20 protein-coding genes are annotated in these 19664 nt (G+C 37.5%); 5 read left to right on the plus strand and 15 right to left on the minus strand.

What is annotated here, in order from left to right:
• Positions 1-74: 74 nt before the first annotated feature.
• Both O3633_RS00865 and O3633_RS00870 read left to right on the plus strand, forming a co-directional pair.
• Positions 75-1610, plus strand: a complete 1536-nt coding sequence (locus O3633_RS00865; RefSeq protein ID WP_371620065.1) for a hypothetical protein — start codon at positions 75-77, stop codon at positions 1608-1610.
• 12 nt (positions 1611-1622) lie between these two features.
• Complete coding sequence (locus O3633_RS00870) at positions 1623-2432, plus strand: LlaMI family restriction endonuclease (RefSeq protein ID WP_371620066.1); 810 nt, start codon at positions 1623-1625, stop codon at positions 2430-2432.
• A 46-nt stretch (positions 2433-2478) separates the two neighbouring features.
• Here O3633_RS00870 and O3633_RS00875 read toward each other — a convergent pair whose 3' ends face one another.
• The 14 genes from O3633_RS00875 to O3633_RS00940 all read right to left on the minus strand — a co-directional run bounded on the left by O3633_RS00875 (position 2479) and on the right by O3633_RS00940 (position 15075).
• Positions 2479-2946 (minus strand): hypothetical protein, encoded by a 468-nt coding sequence (locus O3633_RS00875; RefSeq protein ID WP_261080676.1) that lies wholly within the window; start codon positions 2944-2946, stop codon positions 2479-2481.
• An 8-nt stretch (positions 2947-2954) separates the two neighbouring features.
• The gene (locus O3633_RS00880) at positions 2955-4112 is read right to left on the minus strand and encodes a DNA cytosine methyltransferase (protein ID WP_371620067.1); all 1158 of its coding nucleotides are present in this window, start codon (positions 4110-4112) and stop codon (positions 2955-2957) included.
• A gap of 17 nt (positions 4113-4129) precedes the next feature.
• Entirely contained in the window at positions 4130-5224 is a 1095-nt protein-coding gene (locus O3633_RS00885) for a DNA cytosine methyltransferase (protein WP_261080674.1), read from the minus strand.
• Positions 5225-5724: 500 nt separating this feature from the next.
• Positions 5725-7080, minus strand: coding sequence for a 23S rRNA (uracil(1939)-C(5))-methyltransferase RlmD (gene rlmD / locus O3633_RS00890; RefSeq protein WP_371620068.1), 1356 nt, complete (start codon positions 7078-7080; stop codon positions 5725-5727).
• A 73-nt stretch (positions 7081-7153) separates the two neighbouring features.
• Positions 7154-8128, minus strand: a complete 975-nt coding sequence (locus O3633_RS00895; RefSeq protein ID WP_371620069.1) for a DUF1002 domain-containing protein — start codon at positions 8126-8128, stop codon at positions 7154-7156.
• An 81-nt stretch (positions 8129-8209) separates the two neighbouring features.
• A complete protein-coding gene (locus O3633_RS00900) occupies positions 8210-8812 on the minus strand; it encodes a lysozyme family protein (RefSeq protein ID WP_371620070.1) in 603 nt (200 codons plus the stop codon).
• Positions 8812-9786: a nucleoid-associated protein gene (locus tag O3633_RS00905; RefSeq protein WP_049529571.1), complete on the minus strand. Its 975-nt coding sequence runs from the start codon at positions 9784-9786 to the stop codon at positions 8812-8814. The genes O3633_RS00900 and O3633_RS00905 overlap by 1 nt, the downstream gene beginning before the upstream one ends.
• Positions 9787-9793: 7 nt before the next feature.
• Entirely contained in the window at positions 9794-11050 is a 1257-nt protein-coding gene (gene glyA, locus O3633_RS00910; protein ID WP_049529570.1) for a serine hydroxymethyltransferase, read from the minus strand.
• Positions 11047-11493, minus strand: a complete 447-nt coding sequence (locus tag O3633_RS00915) for a GNAT family N-acetyltransferase (protein ID WP_049529569.1) — start codon at positions 11491-11493, stop codon at positions 11047-11049. Before O3633_RS00915 ends, glyA begins: the two co-directional genes overlap by 4 nt.
• A gap of 1 nt (position 11494) precedes the next feature.
• Entirely contained in the window at positions 11495-12097 is a 603-nt protein-coding gene (locus tag O3633_RS00920) for an L-threonylcarbamoyladenylate synthase (RefSeq protein ID WP_049529568.1), read from the minus strand.
• On the minus strand, positions 12081-12917 hold the full coding sequence (prmC, locus tag O3633_RS00925; protein ID WP_049529567.1) for a peptide chain release factor N(5)-glutamine methyltransferase: 837 nt from the start codon (positions 12915-12917) through the stop codon (positions 12081-12083). The genes O3633_RS00920 and prmC overlap by 17 nt, the downstream gene beginning before the upstream one ends.
• Entirely contained in the window at positions 12917-13996 is a 1080-nt protein-coding gene (prfA, locus tag O3633_RS00930) for a peptide chain release factor 1 (protein WP_001028810.1), read from the minus strand. Before prfA ends, prmC begins: the two co-directional genes overlap by 1 nt.
• Before the next feature lie 10 nt (positions 13997-14006).
• Positions 14007-14486: a GNAT family N-acetyltransferase gene (locus tag O3633_RS00935; RefSeq protein WP_049529566.1), complete on the minus strand. Its 480-nt coding sequence runs from the start codon at positions 14484-14486 to the stop codon at positions 14007-14009.
• Positions 14476-15075 carry a thymidine kinase gene (locus O3633_RS00940; RefSeq protein ID WP_049504679.1) on the minus strand — a complete coding sequence of 200 codons (600 nt, stop codon included), beginning with the start codon at positions 15073-15075 and terminating at the stop codon, positions 14476-14478. Before O3633_RS00940 ends, O3633_RS00935 begins: the two co-directional genes overlap by 11 nt.
• Positions 15076-15198: 123 nt before the next feature.
• Between O3633_RS00940 and O3633_RS00945 the strand changes: the two genes are divergently transcribed.
• Both O3633_RS00945 and mnmE read left to right on the plus strand, forming a co-directional pair.
• A complete protein-coding gene (locus O3633_RS00945; protein ID WP_001117401.1) occupies positions 15199-15381 on the plus strand; it encodes a 4-oxalocrotonate tautomerase in 183 nt (60 codons plus the stop codon).
• Between the two features lie 122 nt (positions 15382-15503).
• Positions 15504-16877 carry a tRNA uridine-5-carboxymethylaminomethyl(34) synthesis GTPase MnmE gene (mnmE, locus tag O3633_RS00950; protein WP_371620071.1) on the plus strand — a complete coding sequence of 458 codons (1374 nt, stop codon included), beginning with the start codon at positions 15504-15506 and terminating at the stop codon, positions 16875-16877.
• A 290-nt stretch (positions 16878-17167) separates the two neighbouring features.
• Here mnmE and hemH read toward each other — a convergent pair whose 3' ends face one another.
• Complete coding sequence (gene hemH / locus O3633_RS00955; protein ID WP_371620072.1) at positions 17168-18262, minus strand: ferrochelatase; 1095 nt, start codon at positions 18260-18262, stop codon at positions 17168-17170.
• Positions 18263-18416: 154 nt separating this feature from the next.
• On the opposite strand from hemH, the gene pepT reads away from it, so the two are divergent.
• Complete coding sequence (pepT, locus tag O3633_RS00960) at positions 18417-19640, plus strand: peptidase T (protein ID WP_371620073.1); 1224 nt, start codon at positions 18417-18419, stop codon at positions 19638-19640.
• The last annotated feature ends 24 nt before the right edge of the window (positions 19641-19664 follow it).

Here is a 19664-nt window from a genome sequence, read left to right on the forward strand (position 1 = left end):
AGTATTTATTTTCATACTTTAAAGGTTACAGAGTTACAAAAATTTTTAATCTTGGTTTAACTAAGGAGGTTACATTGTTTACGTTACGTTATGAAACTACAATTAAGGTTTTTGGGTTACCACTTCAATGGATTCCTAAGATAGAATTATATTATCCTGATTTACCTCAATTTCCAATTATGTACATTCACTGTTTTATTGAAGATGAACGTATCATTGCTTGCCCCGTTTCCATTAGCTATGAAATAGAAAATGATAAATGCAATGCCACATTCTTAGTGTTGCTGAATCATGAGCCTTCTCAACCTATTATAAATACTATTACTAGTGAAATAGAAAACCGTATTGGACTTAGCGATCAGATAACACTTGAAACAGTTATAAATTGCTGTAAAGACAATGAAGATTACATTAAACTTTTAAGTGATTTATGGCAGTACATTGAAAAATCGTTTGGCTCTTCAATACCTTATGGAAGGTTTTATGAGGAGATTTATTCAATTCCTCGTTTCGTTGCAGCATGGCAACCTAAAACAGGTCGACAAAGTGAAATGCGTATGTTGTATAACTTTATGAGTAGTTTTGGCGAAGAGGTAATTTTTCCGGAACAATGGAGTCATCTAGAATACTATGCAATTCCTGCATACTCCGATGTCAGAAAAAAAGACTATTCTGATTTTCCAATATTTGAAAAATTACATCATTCAATAACGAAATTATTCCGATTAGATTTCACAAAAACGGTTACTATCGACGACATAGAATTTAAAGTAATGCCAAAAGCGTGGAAACAGAATAAAGATAATTTTATCTCGAACGTATCTGGAAAGTATTTTTCTACAGGAGAAATCTCAGAAGAAGATAAATACTTTGCCGAAAAACTAGTTGATGCATTCAATCGTCATGCATGGAGAGCAGCATACTTTATTAGTGCTTTTCTAAATATTGAGCAAACAGATTATCGTACTTGGAACAAAGATTTCTTTAAAAATTTTTATGATTCTGGAAAAAAACTAAAAGGTTATTCAGAAAAGGTTATAGCTTGTTTCCTTCAACAAGGTTTTGCAAATGAAGAAATCATCCCAATAGATACATGGATTGAAACGTTCTATCAATACCCCTTAGGAATCGAGACACGGTCAAAATTCTATAATGATTTTGATATGCTTGGAAAACTTGAAAGAGTTATCTGGTTGGCAAGCCAATCTAACAAAACTAATATGAAAAATTTTTTTGATATTCTTTGGTGCCAAAGATATGGAACTATAGGAAATAAAGAATTGCGTGGTGTAAATCCATTAGCATGCAGTCTTTGTAAACTAAAGGAGTCTTGTGTAGGTCTATCCAAGAAACTATCAGATAATGTACTTATCAGTAATACTATTACCCCTGATGACTTCGAAAACATACCTGAAACTCAGATAAATGATATTACTTTTATTTGCTTATTGGAAAGCAATGTTCCTAAAAAGTTATATGCAAAAAATAAAAGGAATTGGTATTTGAAAGATGAATTCAGCGGCTATTTGATGAGAAGCAACAATACTTTACCTGAATCTATTGTCTCCAAAGAAATTATTACAGTGGAAGAATTTATAAATAACATTTAAGGAGGAATAATTATGGAACCTAAAGAACAAATTATTGATTTATTTAGACAAAACGTACGAGGACATATTCCTGACGTCTTTGGGAAAAATGAACGACATGATGGAAGAAAAGGTCATTGGCTAGAACAGCAATTTGGAATTACTGCAAATGCTGATAATGAACCCGATTTATGGGGATATGAACTAAAAAATCAAACTACTTCAAAAACTACTTTTGGAGACTGGTCTGCTAATGTTTATGTTTTCACTGACCCTCGTTATGAGTCTTTATTTACTGGATCTACAAAGTATGAAAAACAGGACAGCTTTCTTAGAATATTTGGAAAACCTAATTCATCGAAAGGCGGTCGTTATTCATGGTCTGGTAGTTCTTGTCCAAAAATAAATTCTTACAATGATTTCGGCCAAATTCTTACCGTCCAGCCTAATAAAGATATCGTGGCATTTTACTCTTATTCTCATGACCAAAGAAATGATAAAGCAACCATTGTTCCTAAACCTCTTCAAATAGAAAATCTTGAAATTGCTAGATGGTATGGAGAACATTCACCTACTACAAAAAAAACTGATAAATGTTTAAAATCAAAACTAGAAGACAAGTTTAATGATAAAGGATGGTTTACTTGCAAGAGAGATAAATCAGGTGTTTATACAAAAGTTTGTTTTGGAAAACCATTGAATTATGATGAATGGATACGCTTAGTCAAAAAAGGTACAGTATTTTTTGATAGTGGAATGTATGAAGGAAATTCAAGACCGTATTCCCAATGGAGAGCAAACAATAATTTTTGGGATAGCTTAATCATTGAAGAATACGAATAATATTTAAAAAGACGAGGTGACTATTTAATCACCTCGTCTTAATTTTTTAATGAACGCATATTTGATTTGATGTTACTATTGAAAAATCATGTTTAATATTTTTTCCTTGTTCAACTATTTTTTCATCAATATACTTTAATAATTCCGTATTATTGTCTAAATAAATGTAACTTTGTGGCACTACAAAGTTAGGGAGATCCCTTTTCAAATCATCCAAGCTAATTTTATTAGTTTCTTGAAATTCTACTATTTCCATTGCGTATCTATATGATTTTTTGTAGTCTTCGATTCTTTGTAGTGCCTGAGAATCATAGCTAAACTGTCGCTCCCAATCAATTAATTCATGACGATTACTTAGATAAACTATTCCTGTAATAGCCCGAACAGGTTTACTAACATACATATAAGCCATAATTGGCTCGTTTGGAAAGTTTCTTCTATGTTCAAATATTTTCACACCTTCATATATTTTCTTATATACATTAGGTTTAAAACTTAATAGCATCTTTCTCACATCATCACCTACAAAATATTATACTTTCCAAGATACTCTAACATTGCTTCAGCAACAGCCTCAATAACAGGAATACAAACAGAATTTCCAAATTGCTTATATGATTGAGCATTTGACACTGGAATGATGAAATCGTCTGTAAATCCTTGTAGCCTAGCACATTCTCTTGGAGTAAGCATTCGTGGATTTTTCCCATTCTGTTCTATTAAGGCTTCACTTCCATCTTTATAGTAACGAGCACTGATTGTACTTGTATATTTACTATTTTCATTGAAGAGAGAGAATCCGAAACCGTTACCTTTTTTTCTATGCATTTTTTTCCTAATTTGATGTCCTTGCCATAGTTTATCGGAAATAGTGTAACGGTCATCTACATTCATTTCTAATATATCACCTACACGAATACTATCGTCAACATGTCCCGTTGGAAATTTAAACTCTTCATAATGCTCGGGAAGATATTCCTTATTGAATCCAACAATGATAATTCGCTCCCTATTTTGTGGAACTCCAAAATGGTAGGCATTTAGAATTTGAGGTTCTGGAACATAATAGTTTAATTCTTCCAATACTGATAATATTACACGTAGTGTATTACCTTTATCGTGCCCCTTTAATTGTTTAACATTCTCTAGCATAAATGCCTTTGGTCTTTTAGCTTTAATAATCCTTGCTACATCAAAGAATAGTGTCCCTCTCGTATCTTCAAAACCTTTGTGCAGCCCCGCTTGTGAGAACGGCTGACAAGGAAAACCACCTAAAAGAATATCATGATCAGGTATATCATTTTCATCAACCTGTGTAATATCGCCATCAGGAACTTCTCCATAGTTGATTCTATAGGTTTTTTGAGCAAACTTATCCCATTCAGAAGAATAAACGTTGTGTCCACCTTGCTTTTGAAAAGCTTGACGTATTCCTCCAATACCAGCAAACAGATCAATTTGTTTGAACCTACATTCTTCTAATGGTTTATTTTTAAAAATAGCCTTTGTGGGAAAAGAGTTTATTTTACAATAAATATCTTCTGGAATTGGAATTTCTCCCAGTTCCCAGTTTTTTAAGAGTTTTTCTTGTTCCTTTGAAAGACACAGAGCATCTGCAAATTCTTTTCGAGTGATATCTAGTTTTTTCCTAATACTCAAAATTTTTTCTGCTCTATTCATATACGAGAATCTCCTTACTAGTTATTGTCTACAAACCATTCTGAAAATATTGCTTCCAACACAGGCACAACAATACTATTTCCTGACTGTTTGTAGAGACTGGTCTGGCTTATTAATTGACTAGCTTTTTCAATATCTTCATCATTAACACCCATTAATCTCCAAGTTTCTTTCGGAGTTAACCTCCTTGGAATGTACTTTCCATTTTCATCAGTTTTATCCGTAACTAACTGTCGTCTGTGTTTTTCTAAAAAAGAATTTAATGTAACGCCTTTCCAGTAGTTCGAATCCAAACAATAGCTATACTCTTGTTCGATTGGAACATCCATCAACTGCTCATTTTTAAGATAATACCTATTATCAACTTCTTTCTCTAAAATATCATACAATTTGTATCTAAGATTTATTGGCTCTGGAAACTCAAATTCATCTTGGCCATCTAACTCACTTATACAAAAAACTCTTTCACGATTTTGGGGTATACCGTAATCACGGGCATTTAAAACTTTCCAAGAGTTCTTATAACCTAGAGATTTAAGGTAATCTAGAAATTTCATAAAGTTCGCTTTATGATTGCGACCAACTAGATTCTTAACATTCTCCATCATTAAATATTTTGGCTTTTTGGTCTCAATAATTTTACAACACTCCCAAAGTAATGATGATCTAGTTCCTGAATCTAAATTTAAACCTTGCTGATATCCTGCTACTGAAATATCCTGACATGGAAAAGAATAAGTAAATAAATCAAAATCAGGTAGTAAATCAGGGTCGACTATCTGTATATCTCCGTAATTGTTTATCAGTTTATTTGCTAAATACTGATCCTTCAATTTTGACGGTTTTAATTTTCTTGCTTTATTTTCAAATGTCTTATAATCCAGAGGTACATTGATTTTCTCAAGGTAAGTTATCATTTCCTCAATATCTTCAGGGATATATTTCTCTATTTCTTTCCTTTTTTCTAAAAAGTCGCTATGGATTGCTGCATAAGATAGTATAACATCCCCTTCAATTTCTGAAATACCAACTACTTCAAAATCTAAACCTATATTACGCAATGCCATTCTTTGGCTGCCATATCCTGCAAAAGCCTCAAAAACTCTTAACATCTACCTTCACCAATCTTTCGAATTCAGTCAACACTTCTTTCGCTTTTTATTTCAACTATTCACAAATTTATAGATGGGAATCCATGTATTTTTCTTAATCAAATTCCAATTCCTATCTTTATTAACATCCCATGTAATTAGGCATAGCTTTTATCCTAATAATCTAATAAAAATAATTATTTCAATAGAATATACTTTGTAAAAAATCAACTATAGATTATATTAGCTCTTTGATTGTTAATTGTCAAATTGTTTAATCGGATATAAGAAAATATTGTTAAAACATTTAAAAAAAATATCAGATAAATATATAGTTATTCCCATTAACTTATTATCTTTGGTAACAAAAACATCCCCACAGTGTTTATGGAAATAGAGTCCATCTCAAATAAGTTATCAAACCTAGTAAAAAATATGAGAGGTTACTTTAATACTTCCCCACTAAACAAGAAAAAGCCTTACAATCAAGGCTTTTCTTAACCCCTTTCGTTACAAGGTTTCTAGGCTTTTACCAGCAAAGCTACACACTCGACGTGATGCGTTTGTGGAAACAAATCTACCGGTCGTACTTTCTTCAATTCATAGCCCAACTCTTGGTAGAGTTTGATATCACGCGCCATGGTTGCGACGTTACAGGAGATATAGGCGATGCGTTCAGCTCCTGTTTGGGCGCTTGCTTTGATAAAGCTTTCTGTCAAGCCCTTGCGTGGTGGGTCAACCAGGATGGCAGTTGGTTGGATGCCTTCCTTGAGCCAATTCTTCATGGCATTTTCAGCTGTATCACAAACATAATGAGCATTGGTGATACCGTTCAACTCTGCATTCTTCTGGCTATTTTCTACTGCTTCTGGGATGACTTCGACACCATAAACTTCCTTGACATGCTTAGCAACTGACAAGCCAATGGTCCCAATTCCTGAATAGGCATCGATCACCACATCATCTTCACTTAACTCCGCAAAATCAATGGCTGTCTGATAAAGTTTCTCTGCCATTTCTGTATTGACCTGATAAAAGGCTGGTCCAGAGATTTGGAAATCATTTCCCAACATTTGGTCCGTAATGTAATCTTGACCATAGAGAACTCGCCATTCTTTCCCAAAAATAGCATTGGTATTTTGGTCATTGATATTTTGCATGACAGACACAATCTCTGGGAACTGCTTGATGACTTGTTCAATCAACTGTTCAACTCGGAAAATTTTAGGACGAGTGGTCACCAAAATGACCATAATTTCTCCAGAATGATGCCCACGACGAACGACAAGGTTACGAATCAAGCCAGACTGTTCCTTCTCATCATAGGGTTTTAAGTCATAACGACGGAGCAAATCACGTAAAGCCACAATAACCTGGTCAATCACTGGATCCTGGATATAAAAATCTTCAAGAGGCATAAGATTATGAGAATTCTTACGGAAGAAACCAGTCTCTAGGACACCATTAACGCGACGAACAGGAACCTGAGCCTTGTTACGATACTTGACAGGATTTTCCATGCCAAGAGTATCAGCAACCTCTATATCCGTGATTCCAGCAATCTTATAAAGACTGTCTTTTACTTGCTTGGTTTTAAACTTGAGTTGCTCTGGATAAGCTAGATGCCCCAAGTCGGCTATGCCTGAACGTAGGTAAGCCAAATCTAAGTCTTGATTACGATGTGGAGATTGCGTAAGGTATTCCTCGACTTTACCAAAGCCAATCTTCTTGTTGACTTTAAGGACTCGCATAAGGATTTTCTCAGTCGGTAGAGCATTCTCTACAAAAAAGACCAAGCCATCTACCTTGGCAACACCTGCTCCTTCATGGGTTAAATCGACAATCTCTACTTCTACAATATCATTTTTCTTTAACATATTTTTCACTTTCTATGTGCCGAAAAAAAAGATGGCAACTGTTCTGTTACCATCTATTATACCATGAATTAACCTAAGCACCAAAACTCTTGAAAAAGTTTACAATTGCTTGCCAAATAGCACTGAGAATATTGCCCCCATTCTCAAATGCTTTATTAGCATCAAAGTTAAGGTCAATATTGCTGAAACTATCACCTGCTTGTGCTACGATACTTTGTTTCAAATCTTTTAGCGTCTTAGTAAAGTCTTCGTTATTAAGAATATCGCTCTTTGAAAGATTGAAGGCAAAGTTGATGATGACATTGACTTGGTTGCCTGTAACAACTTGATCCAGTTTGTAGTTCTTCAAAGTATCTTCGACAATCTTACGAACATCATCCTCAGTAAGCTCTCCTTTAGACTCTTTAGCCTTAGCGACTGCAGCTTTGATATCGGCAAGGGCTACATTGAGTTTATTGGCATCATAGCCTGATTTATCCTTGTTTTCATCGTTGATGTCTGACAAGGCTTTTAGCTCTTCCTGAGCTAGGTCTTTATTTTCTTGAGGAAGTTGAACACCATTAGCTTCTAATGAATAGTAAATACCTGCTAAGGCACTTTCACCTGTTACAGGGATTGGTGCCGCAACGGTGATACGCGCGTGCTCCACACCCAAGGTAACAGCCGCATTACGATACATGTCTTGGGTCACTTTAGTGATATTTTCAGGGGTTTCAATCTTCACTTCAAGTGGAGATTTTTCACCCAATTTTTGAATTTTTGCAGATGAATAGAGCTGGAGACTAGAGTCATTGGCGACGTTCATAATCTTTGAGTAGACATCTGGCGTCATAGTCTTCAGTTCTTTGGTATCTGTAGAGGCATTATAGCCGAGTTTTTTTAAGGTTTGATTTTTTTGATCCTCTGTTAATGATGAACCCAAGACGTACTCAGGTTGAACATAAGTTTCATCAATTACTTTTTGAACATCAGTGGCTGCTTGAGCGCTTTGCAAAGTTGCAACTGCTAAAAGAACAGTAGCACTAGTCAGAAAGAATTTCTTTCGCATGAGACGTTCCTCCTTTTCTACTCTAGCATATTAAAGTATCCTTAAAGAAAACTTATAAAAGCACCTAGAAATTCTAGATGCTTAAAATAGATTAAAAAATTTAATAATATAGAGATTTAGTTGAACCTGTCTAGAGTAATAATAGTTTCCACCATCCACATAGAGTTCTCCACCTTGAAAGATGGAAATTGGATTGACATAGCGATAGGTTTTCCCAGTTGTATTTCCTAAAGTTGGTGCAACTGTATCTCTCGAATATTTCTTGGCTAGGGCAAGTGTATTTTCTTTCCCGTTTTGTGCAATAAAATCGATATAAGCAGGACCAAAGTTATAGGCCTGTACAGCAGTCCAAACATCCACGCCCTTTTCTTGCGCTAAATACAGATTTTCAGTCAAGGTTTGAATCCCCTGACGAATACTACTCCTATTGTCAGAGATCGTATTTGTAGTACCGCTGGCAGACTCACTAGACTGCATCACGTCACTTTCTTTACCTTTGGTTTCGGTATAAATCATGGCCAGGACCAGTTCTTCATTTGCTGGCGTATCTTGCTCACTTAAAACTTCTCGGACCAAGGATTGATAGGTCATGACCTGCTTCACATCCCGATACATATGGAAAAGTTTATAGCCAGTAAATAAGATAAGAACAAGTAGCAAGACCCTTCTTATAAATTTAAACATTATTTGCTTTGTATATCCTCGATGTTTTTGATTAAGATAGAGTAGGTTCCATTGTCATTTTGGATAAATTCGACCGACTCAGCATCTTGATAAATATTATTAGGAACAATTAACTCAATACCATTTGACAGGGAAAGTTTTTGGTTTTCAAATTTCTTTAATTGGCGACTAGCATCGATTTCATCAAACTGAACTGGCTCTGGTACTGCTTCCTTAACTTGATCAATAAAGCTAAGGCGTGCCGTCAGATTGTTGTCAAAAAGGTCATTGGCCAATTTTTCAGGAGACAATTCATTGCTTTCTTCAAGGTTGTTGAAAATAGCAGACTTGACCTTGGATTGAAATTGAAAATCATCTGTATTAAATGTTTCAGCAATTCTCTGAGCTGTTTTTTCCAGTTCCTTGATTGACTTCTTAGGTGAAATCTTTGGCTGAGCCTGAATCAGATTCTCAGAAAAATAGTTCAAAAAAGTTCCGTTATACTTGATTCGTTTCTCAATCAGGTGATATTTTCGGCTTTGAAGATTGACCACCAAAGCTTCGTCAGCCCCTGTACCAAATCCTGGTAGATTGTTTTGAGTCAGCTTGATTGGATTATCAACCTCTCCTCCAAGGTGAGTCAAGGTTTCTCGCAGGGCAATTCGCAAGAAAGCGAAATGCTCTACTCCTTCTTTAGAAAATTGCACAAACATCAAGTCATTGGTCTTGAGATTTTCAGAAATGCTAAACTCCTCTTTCCAGAGATTTGCTAGCGCCACCGATGTCTCCAACAAATCGTCTGTAATGTGATTGAAGAAGGGATTTTCTTCTTCGAAAATCCCAGTCTTAGCTTCATCTGAATACACACGTTCAATTTTCTTGCGCAGGTATTCTTCGATTTTTGGAGTGATATTGAGAAACTTATCCGCTAAAAACAACTCGGTATCATCCGGACTGAACTGATGGATAATAGCTTTCTTAATATAAATGTCCATAAAAATTTTAGTCCTCGTATAATGGGAAGGCATCTGTCAAGGCTTTGACTTCGCTTCTCACTTCTTCTAAAACAGCCTCATTTTCTGCATTCTTAAGGGCTTTAATGATAAACTCTGCCACTTTACGGCTTTCTTCTTCACCAAACCCACGTGCAGTAGTTGCTGCAGCTCCGATACGAATACCACTTGTCTTAAATGGTGACAATGTTTCGTAAGGAATTGAGTTTTTATTTAGGGTAATATTGACTTCATCCAGCAAGTTTTGAGCAACTTTTCCGTTCTCTACAACCTTAGTTACATCAACTAGGAAAAGGTGGTTTTCAGTTCCGCCAGAAATGATACGGAAATCAGGGTCTTGCAAGAAGATTTCTGCCATAGCCTTGCTGTTCTTAATAACATTTGCTGCATATTCCTTGAAGGCTGGGTCCAATACCTCTTTAAATGCAACAGCCTTAGCAGCAACAACGTGCTCTAATGGTCCACCTTGGATACCTGGGAAGATAGCTGAGTTAATTTTCTTAGCAAGATCTTCGTCGTTGGTCAAAATCAAACCACCACGTGGACCACGAAGGGTTTTGTGGGTCGTTGTTGTTGTAATATGTGCATAAGGCACTGGACTTGGATGAAGACCAGCAGCAACCAAGCCAGCAATATGAGCCATATCTACCATGAGTTTAGCACCAACAGCATCTGCAATTTCACGGAATTTTGAAAAATCAATAATTTGAGAGTAGGCTGAAGCTCCTGCTACGATTAATTTTGGTTTCACTTCTTGTGCTTGTTTTAAGATAGCATCAAAGTTCAATAGTTCGGTATCAGGATCAACGCTATAAGAAACAAAATTGTAGGTTTGTCCTGAGAAACTTACTGGAGCTCCGTGAGTCAAGTGCCCACCTGCTGCCAAATCCATTCCCATAACCGTATCGCCAGGCTCAATCAAGGCCATGTAAGCAGCACAGTTGGCTTGGCTTCCTGAGTGGGGTTGGACATTTGCAAACTTGGCACCAAAAATTTCTTTTGCACGCTCAATAGCTAGATTTTCGATAACATCCACTACATCAGTACCACCGTAATAACGACGTCCTGGATAACCTTCGGCATATTTATTGGTCAAGATAGAACCTTGAGCAGCCATAACAGCCTTAGAGACTACGTTCTCTGAAGCGATCAATTCAATATTATTTTGTTGGCGTTCTTCTTCTTTAGCAATAGCATTCCAAAGATCTGCGTCATATGCTTTAAAATCATCTTTGTCAAAAATCATAGGTCTTCTCCTTTAATCAATTTAATAAACCGTTTCTGCATCTTATCACAAGTATAGCCAACTTTTTCATAAAATGCATGCGCACCCAGACGGTGGTCTGCAGAGTTTAAGCGAATAAACTCATATCCGCGTCTTTTTGTTTCTTGCTCCAACCCTTCAAGTAAAGCTTTACCAATCCCCTTCTCTTGTCTTTGAGGTAAAACTGCCAAGGCCAAGATATTAAATCCTGCCTTGGAATAGAGAGATTCATAAACCTCTGCATGAACGTAGCCATGGAGTTCATGACTAGCATCATCCTCATAACCTAGTAGAAAATGATGTGAGTCTTTGGATAATCTAGCTAGTTGACTAGCCGTTTCCTCTGGACTAAAAGTATAACCTAAAGCTTCTTTGTTAATGACACAAATCGCTGCAACATCTGTTGTTTTCAAATCACGTAGCATATCATACCTCCTCAAAAGGAATGGCTGGTATCTTGGCAAGGATATCTTCTCGAGTAATCGCTCCTTGGCGAAGAATCTTTACCTTGTCGCCAGATAAGTCTAAAATAGTCGAATCCTGACCCGTTAAAAAAGCATCATCTTCTAGTCCCAAGACCACTTGGTCAAAGTTTTGAAGAATCTTGTGAAAATCTACTCCACTTGATTGACCTGAAATATTGGCAGAAGGTCCGATTAAGGGGCCAAACTCACGAATCAACTCCAGAGTTACAGGATGACTCGGCATGCGAAATCCAACTGTCGTCAAATTTGAATTGACCCAGTAAGGAACCTTGTCATTAGCTTCTAAGATAATGGTCAAAGGGCCTGGCAAAAAACTTTCAACCAATTGTTGTAAATAAGTTGGGTGATTCTTAGAAAAGTTCAAGATATCGTCTAAACTAGCAACATTGAGATTGAGAGCCTTATCTCTTGGACGACATTTAAGCTGATAAACATGGTCAACAGCCTTTTCATCCAATGCTTTTGCAAAAAGTCCATAAACTGTCTCCGTTGGCAAAACAACAGCTCCACCATTTTCAAGCTCGTGCTTAATTTTCTCCATCATCAATGACAACCATCCTATCTTGGCCAAATTGGTCTTTGAGAGTTCGAACTCTTTTCTCAGGAAGATTTTCCTTAAAGAGAGCAGGTACACTTTGACCTTGTTTGTAGCCAATTTCAAGATAAATCTTACCACCATCACTTAGATAGTCCTTTGATTCTTCCGCAATTCTGCGATAGATCGCTAGACCATTCTCATCTGCAAAGAGGGCTAAATGTGGCTCTGAATGGAGAACATTCAAACCAACTTCTGCCTCATCTACTCGAGATATATAAGGTGGATTGGATACAATTATATCATATTTTGAAGAAATTTCGGAGAAACAATCAGATTTAATAAAGGATAATGTTAGACCTTGATTATTAGCGTTTTCCATCGCCAAATCCAAAGCATCCTGAGAAATATCGGCAGCTGTGATTGTCCAATCTGGTCTATTTTTAGCTAAAGCAAGAGCGATAGCACCACTCCCAGTTCCAATATCCAGAACTTTGAGATTATCCTTCGGATTCTCAGCTAGGATGAGCTCCACCAACTCTTCTGTCTCTGGACGGGGAATCAAGACCCGCTCATCGACCTCTAACTGCATCCCAAAAAATTCTGCATGACCGATAATGTACTGGGCAGGCATATGTGCTGCTAATTTCTTGTAAATTTCCTCTACAAATTTGTAATCTTCATCTATCACCTCTTGCTGGAGTGCAAAGACAAAGTCAGTAAAAGAGAGATTTTTCAGGCTACGATAGACAAAGGAGAGGCTTTCTGCTTCCTCTCCTTGTGCTATCAACTTTTCCTCAAAATCCTTAAAAATTTGAGCTAGTTTCATTATTTGTTTAATTCTTCCAATTTTTGCGTTTGATCATAAAGAACCAAGGCATCCACAACTTCATCTAGTTTACCAGACAAAATAGTATCAAGTTTTTGAAGGGTTAAGCCAATACGGTGGTCTGTCACACGGTTTTGTGGGAAGTTATAGGTACGGATACGTTCTGAACGGTCTCCTGTACCGATAGTAGACTTGCGCTCTGCGTCCTGCTCATCTTGGGCAATTTGAGCAAAGTGATCTGCCACACGCGCACGGATGATCTTCATAGCTTTTTCACGGTTTTTCTGCTGGGTACGTTCTTCCTGCATTTCAACCTTGATATTGGTTGGCAAGTGAACGATACGAACGGCAGTCGCAACCTTGTTGACGTTCTGTCCACCAGCACCAGATGCGTGGTAGATATCCACACGAAGGTCTTTTGGATCAATATCATATTCTACCTCTTCCACTTCAGGCATAACGAGAACTGTCGCTGTAGAGGTATGCACACGCCCTTGGCTTTCTGTCACAGGGACACGTTGCACACGATGGGCACCAGACTCATACTTAAGCTTAGAGTATACAGACTGACCTGATACCATAGCAACCACTTCCTTGAAACCACCGACACCGTTCATAGAAGCCTCCATGACTTCAAAGCGCCAACCTTGGGCTTCAGCATATTTTTGGTACATGGTTAGCAAATCACCAGCGAAAAGTGCTGCTTCGTCTCCACCAGCTGCTCCTCGGATTTCAAGGATGATGTTCTTGTCATCGTTTGGATCTTTAGGAAGGAGCAAGATCTTCAATTTTTCTTCGTACTCTTCTTTTTCAGCTTTGGCATCTTTGAGTTCTTGCTTAGCCATTTCTTCCAAGTCCGCATCTCCGCCTGATTCTTTAATCATCTCTTCGGCATCAATGATATTTTGAAGGACTTGTTTGTATTCGCGGTAGGCAGTTACGGTATCACGAGTAGAAGCTTCCTCTTTTGAAAGCTCCATGAAACGCTTGGTATCAGAGACCACATCAGGGTCGCTCAGCAATTCTCCCAACTCTTCATAACGGTCTTCTACAGCTTGTAGTTGATCATAGATGTTCATTTTTTTCTCCTTATTTTTCAATTGTTAAATCGTATATGGCTACTACTTCGTTCTCAAATATTTCCCCAGTTTCTTTAAATCCATAACTGAGGTAGCAAGATCTTGCATGTTCATTTTCTGCTTCATAAGACAACCAAAGTTTATTGGATAAACCTGCTGGCGCTGTCCGAACATAGTCTAGCACCTTATCCATAATTGGTTTAAAATATCCTCGATCTTGAAAATGCTTATCAATCATGAAACGAAATAGTAAATAATTTTCATTACTAATTCCGATTTTTTTATCATAAGCTAACATCACAAAACCTATGATTGCATCATTATCGTAAACTGCCAATGGAGCTACAAAATCTCCATTTTTAGTGTAGACATATGCTTCAGCTAAACTAATTGCGTTGGTAGCAATAAATTGTTTTTGATATTCCTTAACATCCAAATGCAGAACATCAAAATAATTTTCCATTGTAACATCTCTTAGTTCAATTGTCATAGTCTTGTTCCTTTTTAGATGTTATCAGTGGTGCGAAATAATGTTTACGGCAAACCGAGATATAGGTTTCATTCCCACCTATCTGGATCTGCTCACCATCATAGACTGGCAGACCATTCTGCGTACGCAACACCATGGTTGCTTTTTTCTTGCAATACTGACAAATGGTCTTGATTTCGTCAATCTTATCTGCTAAGAGCAGAAGATATTTTGAACCTTCGAATAGTTCATTACGAAAGTCATTTTTTAAACCAAATGCCATAACAGGTATGTCTAACTCATCCACAACACGAGCTAAGTCGTAAACATGGTGACGCTTTAAAAACTGGGCTTCATCGACAAGTACACAGTAAGGCATTTCAGGTAAATCTCGGATAAATCCAAAGATATCCGTTGTTTCCTCAATAGCAACTGCTGGTCTTTTCATCCCAATTCGACTTGAAACATAGCCAACACCGTCACGCGTATCCAGAGCCGAAGTCATAATCACAACTCCCTTTCCTTGCTCCTCATAGTTATAGGCTACTTTGAGAATCTCAATCGTTTTTCCTGAGTTCATGGTCCCATAACGATAATACAACTGTGCCATGCTTCTATTTCACGTCCATTTCTAAATTTTTGCTACATTCTAGTATACCATATTTTCTCAAAGCTTTAAACGGCAAATTGTGGTAAAATAGAAGAAATCAAATAACTAGTGGAGGACGCAATTATGCCATTTGTACGCATCGATTTATTTGAAGGACGCACGCTAGAGCAAAAGAAAGCCCTAGCCAAGGAAGTTACGGAAGCTGTTGTTCGCAACACTGGTGCACCTCAGTCTGCTGTTCATGTCATTATCAACGATATGCCTGAAGGAACCTATTTCCCACAAGGTGAAATGCGCACTAAGTAAAGCTTAAGCAATCTGCTTAGGCTTTTCTTTATAAGTAACATTCATTGAAGAAAATACTAAAATTTGTTACAATTTTAAGAGATATTAGTCTATACAAACAAATAAACTATAAAGGAATTGAAATGATTACACGGGAATTTGATACCATTGCAGCCATCTCTACACCGCTTGGTGAAGGAGCTATTGGGATTGTTCGTTTAAGCGGAACGGATAGTTTTGCCATTGCGCAGAAAATCTTTAAAGGCAAGGACTTGAGCAAGGTTGCTAGCCACACTCTTAACTACGGCCACATTGTTGATCCTGTGACAGGGAAAGTCATGGATGAGGTTATGGTTGGGGCTATGAAGTCTCCAAAGACCTTCACTCGTGAAGACATTATCGAGATTAACACCCACGGTGGAATCGCCGTAACCAATGAAATTCTCCAACTGGCTATCCGTGAAGGTGCACGTATGGCAGAACCTGGAGAATTTACCAAGCGTGCCTTCCTCAACGGTCGTGTGGACTTGACTCAGGCTGAAGCTGTTATGGATATCATCCGCGCCAAGACTGATAAGGCTATGAATATAGCGGTCAAACAATTAGACGGTTCTCTATCTGACCTTATCAACAATACTCGTCAGGAAATCCTCAATACACTAGCACAAGTAGAGGTTAATATCGACTATCCTGAATACGACGATGTTGAAGAAGCCACTACTGCTGTTGTCCGTGAAAAAACTATGGAGTTTGAACAACTCTTAACCAATCTCTTAAAAACGGCACGTCGTGGGAAGATTCTCCGTGAAGGGATTTCAACGGCTATCATTGGTCGTCCAAACGTTGGGAAATCCAGTCTACTCAACAACCTCCTACGTGAAGACAAGGCCATTGTAACGGATATTGCAGGAACTACTCGAGATGTCATCGAAGAATACGTCAACATCAATGGTGTACCACTTAAGTTGATTGATACTGCGGGTATCCGTGAAACAGATGACATCGTCGAACAAATCGGTGTCGAGCGCTCCAAAAAAGCTCTCAAGGAAGCTGATTTGGTTTTACTTGTCTTAAACGCCAGTGAACCTCTAACTGCCCAAGACCGACAACTTCTTGAAATCAGCCAAGATACCAACCGTATCATCCTACTTAACAAAACTGACCTACCTGAGGCTATTGAAACTCAGGAACTTCCTGAAGATGTCATCCGTATTTCAGTCCTTAAAAATCAAAACATTGATAAGATTGAAGAACGGATTAACAATCTCTTCTTTGAAAATGCTGGCTTGGTCGAACAAGATGCTACCTATCTATCCAACGCCCGTCATATTTCATTAATCGAAAAGGCTGTTGAAAGCTTACAAGCTGTAAACGAAGGCCTCGAACTAGGAATGCCAGTTGATTTGCTTCAAGTTGATTTGACACGTACTTGGGAAATCCTCGGAGAAATCACTGGTGATGCTGCTCCAGATGAACTCATTACACAGTTGTTCAGCCAATTTTGTCTGGGTAAATAACATAAAAACTAGGTCAAAAAAATGCTAGTCACCTAAAAAGAGGTTGGGACAAAAAGATCCCGACCTCACTTTTTATTATCAATCATAATAATTTGACGCGGTAGCTGATTGAACTTTTTGTTCGTCTTTTAGACTCCAAGAAGCTCCTAATCATCCTCGCGGGGCTGGGACTACGAAATCAAGACTTTGTCTATCGATTTCTGTCCACCGCCTTTTCTTTCACCTTCTAAGTTATATCCTGCCTTAGCAGATATTTAAAACAAACCTTACCAGTTCTTTTCTATTTTCACTTAGTCTTTGGGTAATTTGCCAGCTTTTTCAAGCATTTTTTTGATTAAATAAGGCATCTTGACATTTTCACGACCTTTTTTCTCAATTAATTTTTTAACAAATTCTGGCATTTGTAAGTCTTGTGATTCATCTAAAATATTCTTAGTTTCATCCGAAGGGACTAATTCATCAAAGGTTTCTTCTTCTGGGAGGAATTCTTTAAATTCTTTATGTTCGTTAGCTCGGACAATATTGACCAAGGCATCAATCAAACGAGAATCTGTATTTGGCATTGGTGGACGATGGTAGTTCACCTCCAATTCCTGACACAAGTCTTGACATTCCACATCGTTGTCAAACAATACTTCAATATGCTCACTGATAAAACTAATAGGCACAAAAATATAATGCTCTGGATGTTCTTCCTGTTCTCTAAGATACTCCAATACATCTGGTTTAATCCAAGGAATACCAATATCGCTTTCACTCTGCCAAGTGTTGGTATATTGCTCTGGTTTCAAGCCTAATTTCTCAGCAATTAACTTGCTATTTTCGAAAATCTGGTCGATATAGGGATCACCAAAATCCAAGGCAAAAATGGGCACACTGTGGGCAGAAAAGATGACTTTAAAACTATCCTGTTTCACCTTTTCTTTTAAAATCTTAGCAATTTCAGTTGTCCAATAGTTTAATAGTGCTTCTTCTTGATACCAGTCCTTAATAACTAAAAACTGAATTTGTTTGCTTTCCAGAAACTTTTCGTACCCCATAACAGAGTAAAAGGAATAGTGTGGCTCCAAAATCAAGCAAATACACTTTTCAATTCCATCTGCTTCCATTTTCCGAATTATATCTGGAATAAAAGGGGTTGAAAATTTATTGGCAAAATAGACACTATATTCATTTCCTAATCTAGCTTCTACCAAGGCAACTTCTTCACGGGTAATTTTTTGAAGTGGAGTTCCTCCAATTCGAACATAATTATCATAGAGTGTTTGAATCTCGTGATCTTGAGGTCGAACTCCACGACGAATGTTGGTAAAAAAGTCGGCTACTCCTTCAAAGGTAATCTCTTCTGGTGAACCAAATGTCATCATTAAAATCGCTTTTTTCATATTTGCATCCTTGTGATATTTTTATCTTTTTTATTGTATCACTAAAGTAGCCATAAGTAAACGCTAACATAAGGATTTTATCTTCCTTCTGACTTTTGTTTTTCTCTTCTTTCTATGATACAATGGTTTTAAAAGAAGGAAATAAGGAGTTTTTATGAAATACCAAACATTGTTAGAGCGTTTTTTGACTTATGTCAAAGTTAATACACGTTCTGACGAACATTCAACCACTACACCAAGCACTCAGAGTCAAGTAGACTTTGCGACTAACATCCTCATCCCAGAAATGAAACGTGTCGGTTTGCAAAATGTCTATTATTTGCCAAACGGTTTTGCTATCGGTACTCTTCCAGCTAACGATCCTAGTTTGACTCGTAAGATTGGCTTTATCTCCCACATGGATACAGCAGATTTTAATGCTGAAGGTGTTAACCCGCAAGTTATTGAAAATTATGACGGTGGCCTTATCGAACTAGGTAATTCTGGTTTCAAGCTAGATCCTGCCGATTTCAAGAGTTTAGAGAAATATCATGGACAAACATTGATAACTACTGATGGAACTACCCTTCTCGGGGCTGATGATAAATCTGGTATCGCTGAAATCATGACAGCTATCGAATACTTGACTGCTCATCCTGAGATTAAACACTGTGAAATCCGTGTCGGCTTCGGACCTGATGAAGAAATCGGTGTTGGTGCCAATAAATTTGATGCAGAAGATTTCAATGTTGACTTTGCTTATACAGTTGACGGTGGACCTCTTGGTGAATTGCAATACGAAACCTTCTCTGCTGCAGGTGCAGAACTTCACTTCCAAGGTCGTAATGTTCACCCAGGAACAGCTAAAGGACAAATGGTCAATGCCCTTCAATTAGCCATTGACTTCCACAACCAACTCCCAGCTGGTGACCGACCTGAGTTGACTGAGGGGTACCAAGGTTTCTACCATCTCATGGATGTATCTGGTAGTGTTGAGGAAGCGCGTGCTAGCTATATCATTCGTGACTTTGAAAAAGAAAGCTTCGAAGCGCGTAAAGCTACTATGCAAGCTATTGCTGATAAGATGAACCAAGAACTTGGTAGTGATCGTGTTACTTTAACATTGACAGACCAGTATTACAACATGAAGGAAGTCATCGAAAAAGATATGACTCCAATCACCATCGCTAAAGCAGTCATGGAAAGTCTTGATATTACACCAATTATCGAGCCTATTCGTGGAGGAACGGACGGTTCTAAAATTTCCTTTATGGGAATTCCTACGCCAAATATCTTTGCTGGTGGTGAAAATATGCATGGACGTTTTGAATACGTCAGTCTACAAACAATGGAACGTGCAGTTGACACCATTATTGGAATTGTAGCTTATAAAGACTAAAGAGATCGGGAAAAATTCCCGACC

The organism is Streptococcus sp. 27098_8_22 (genome assembly GCF_041432415.1).
Lineage (GTDB): Bacteria > Bacillota > Bacilli > Lactobacillales > Streptococcaceae > Streptococcus > Streptococcus pseudopneumoniae_M.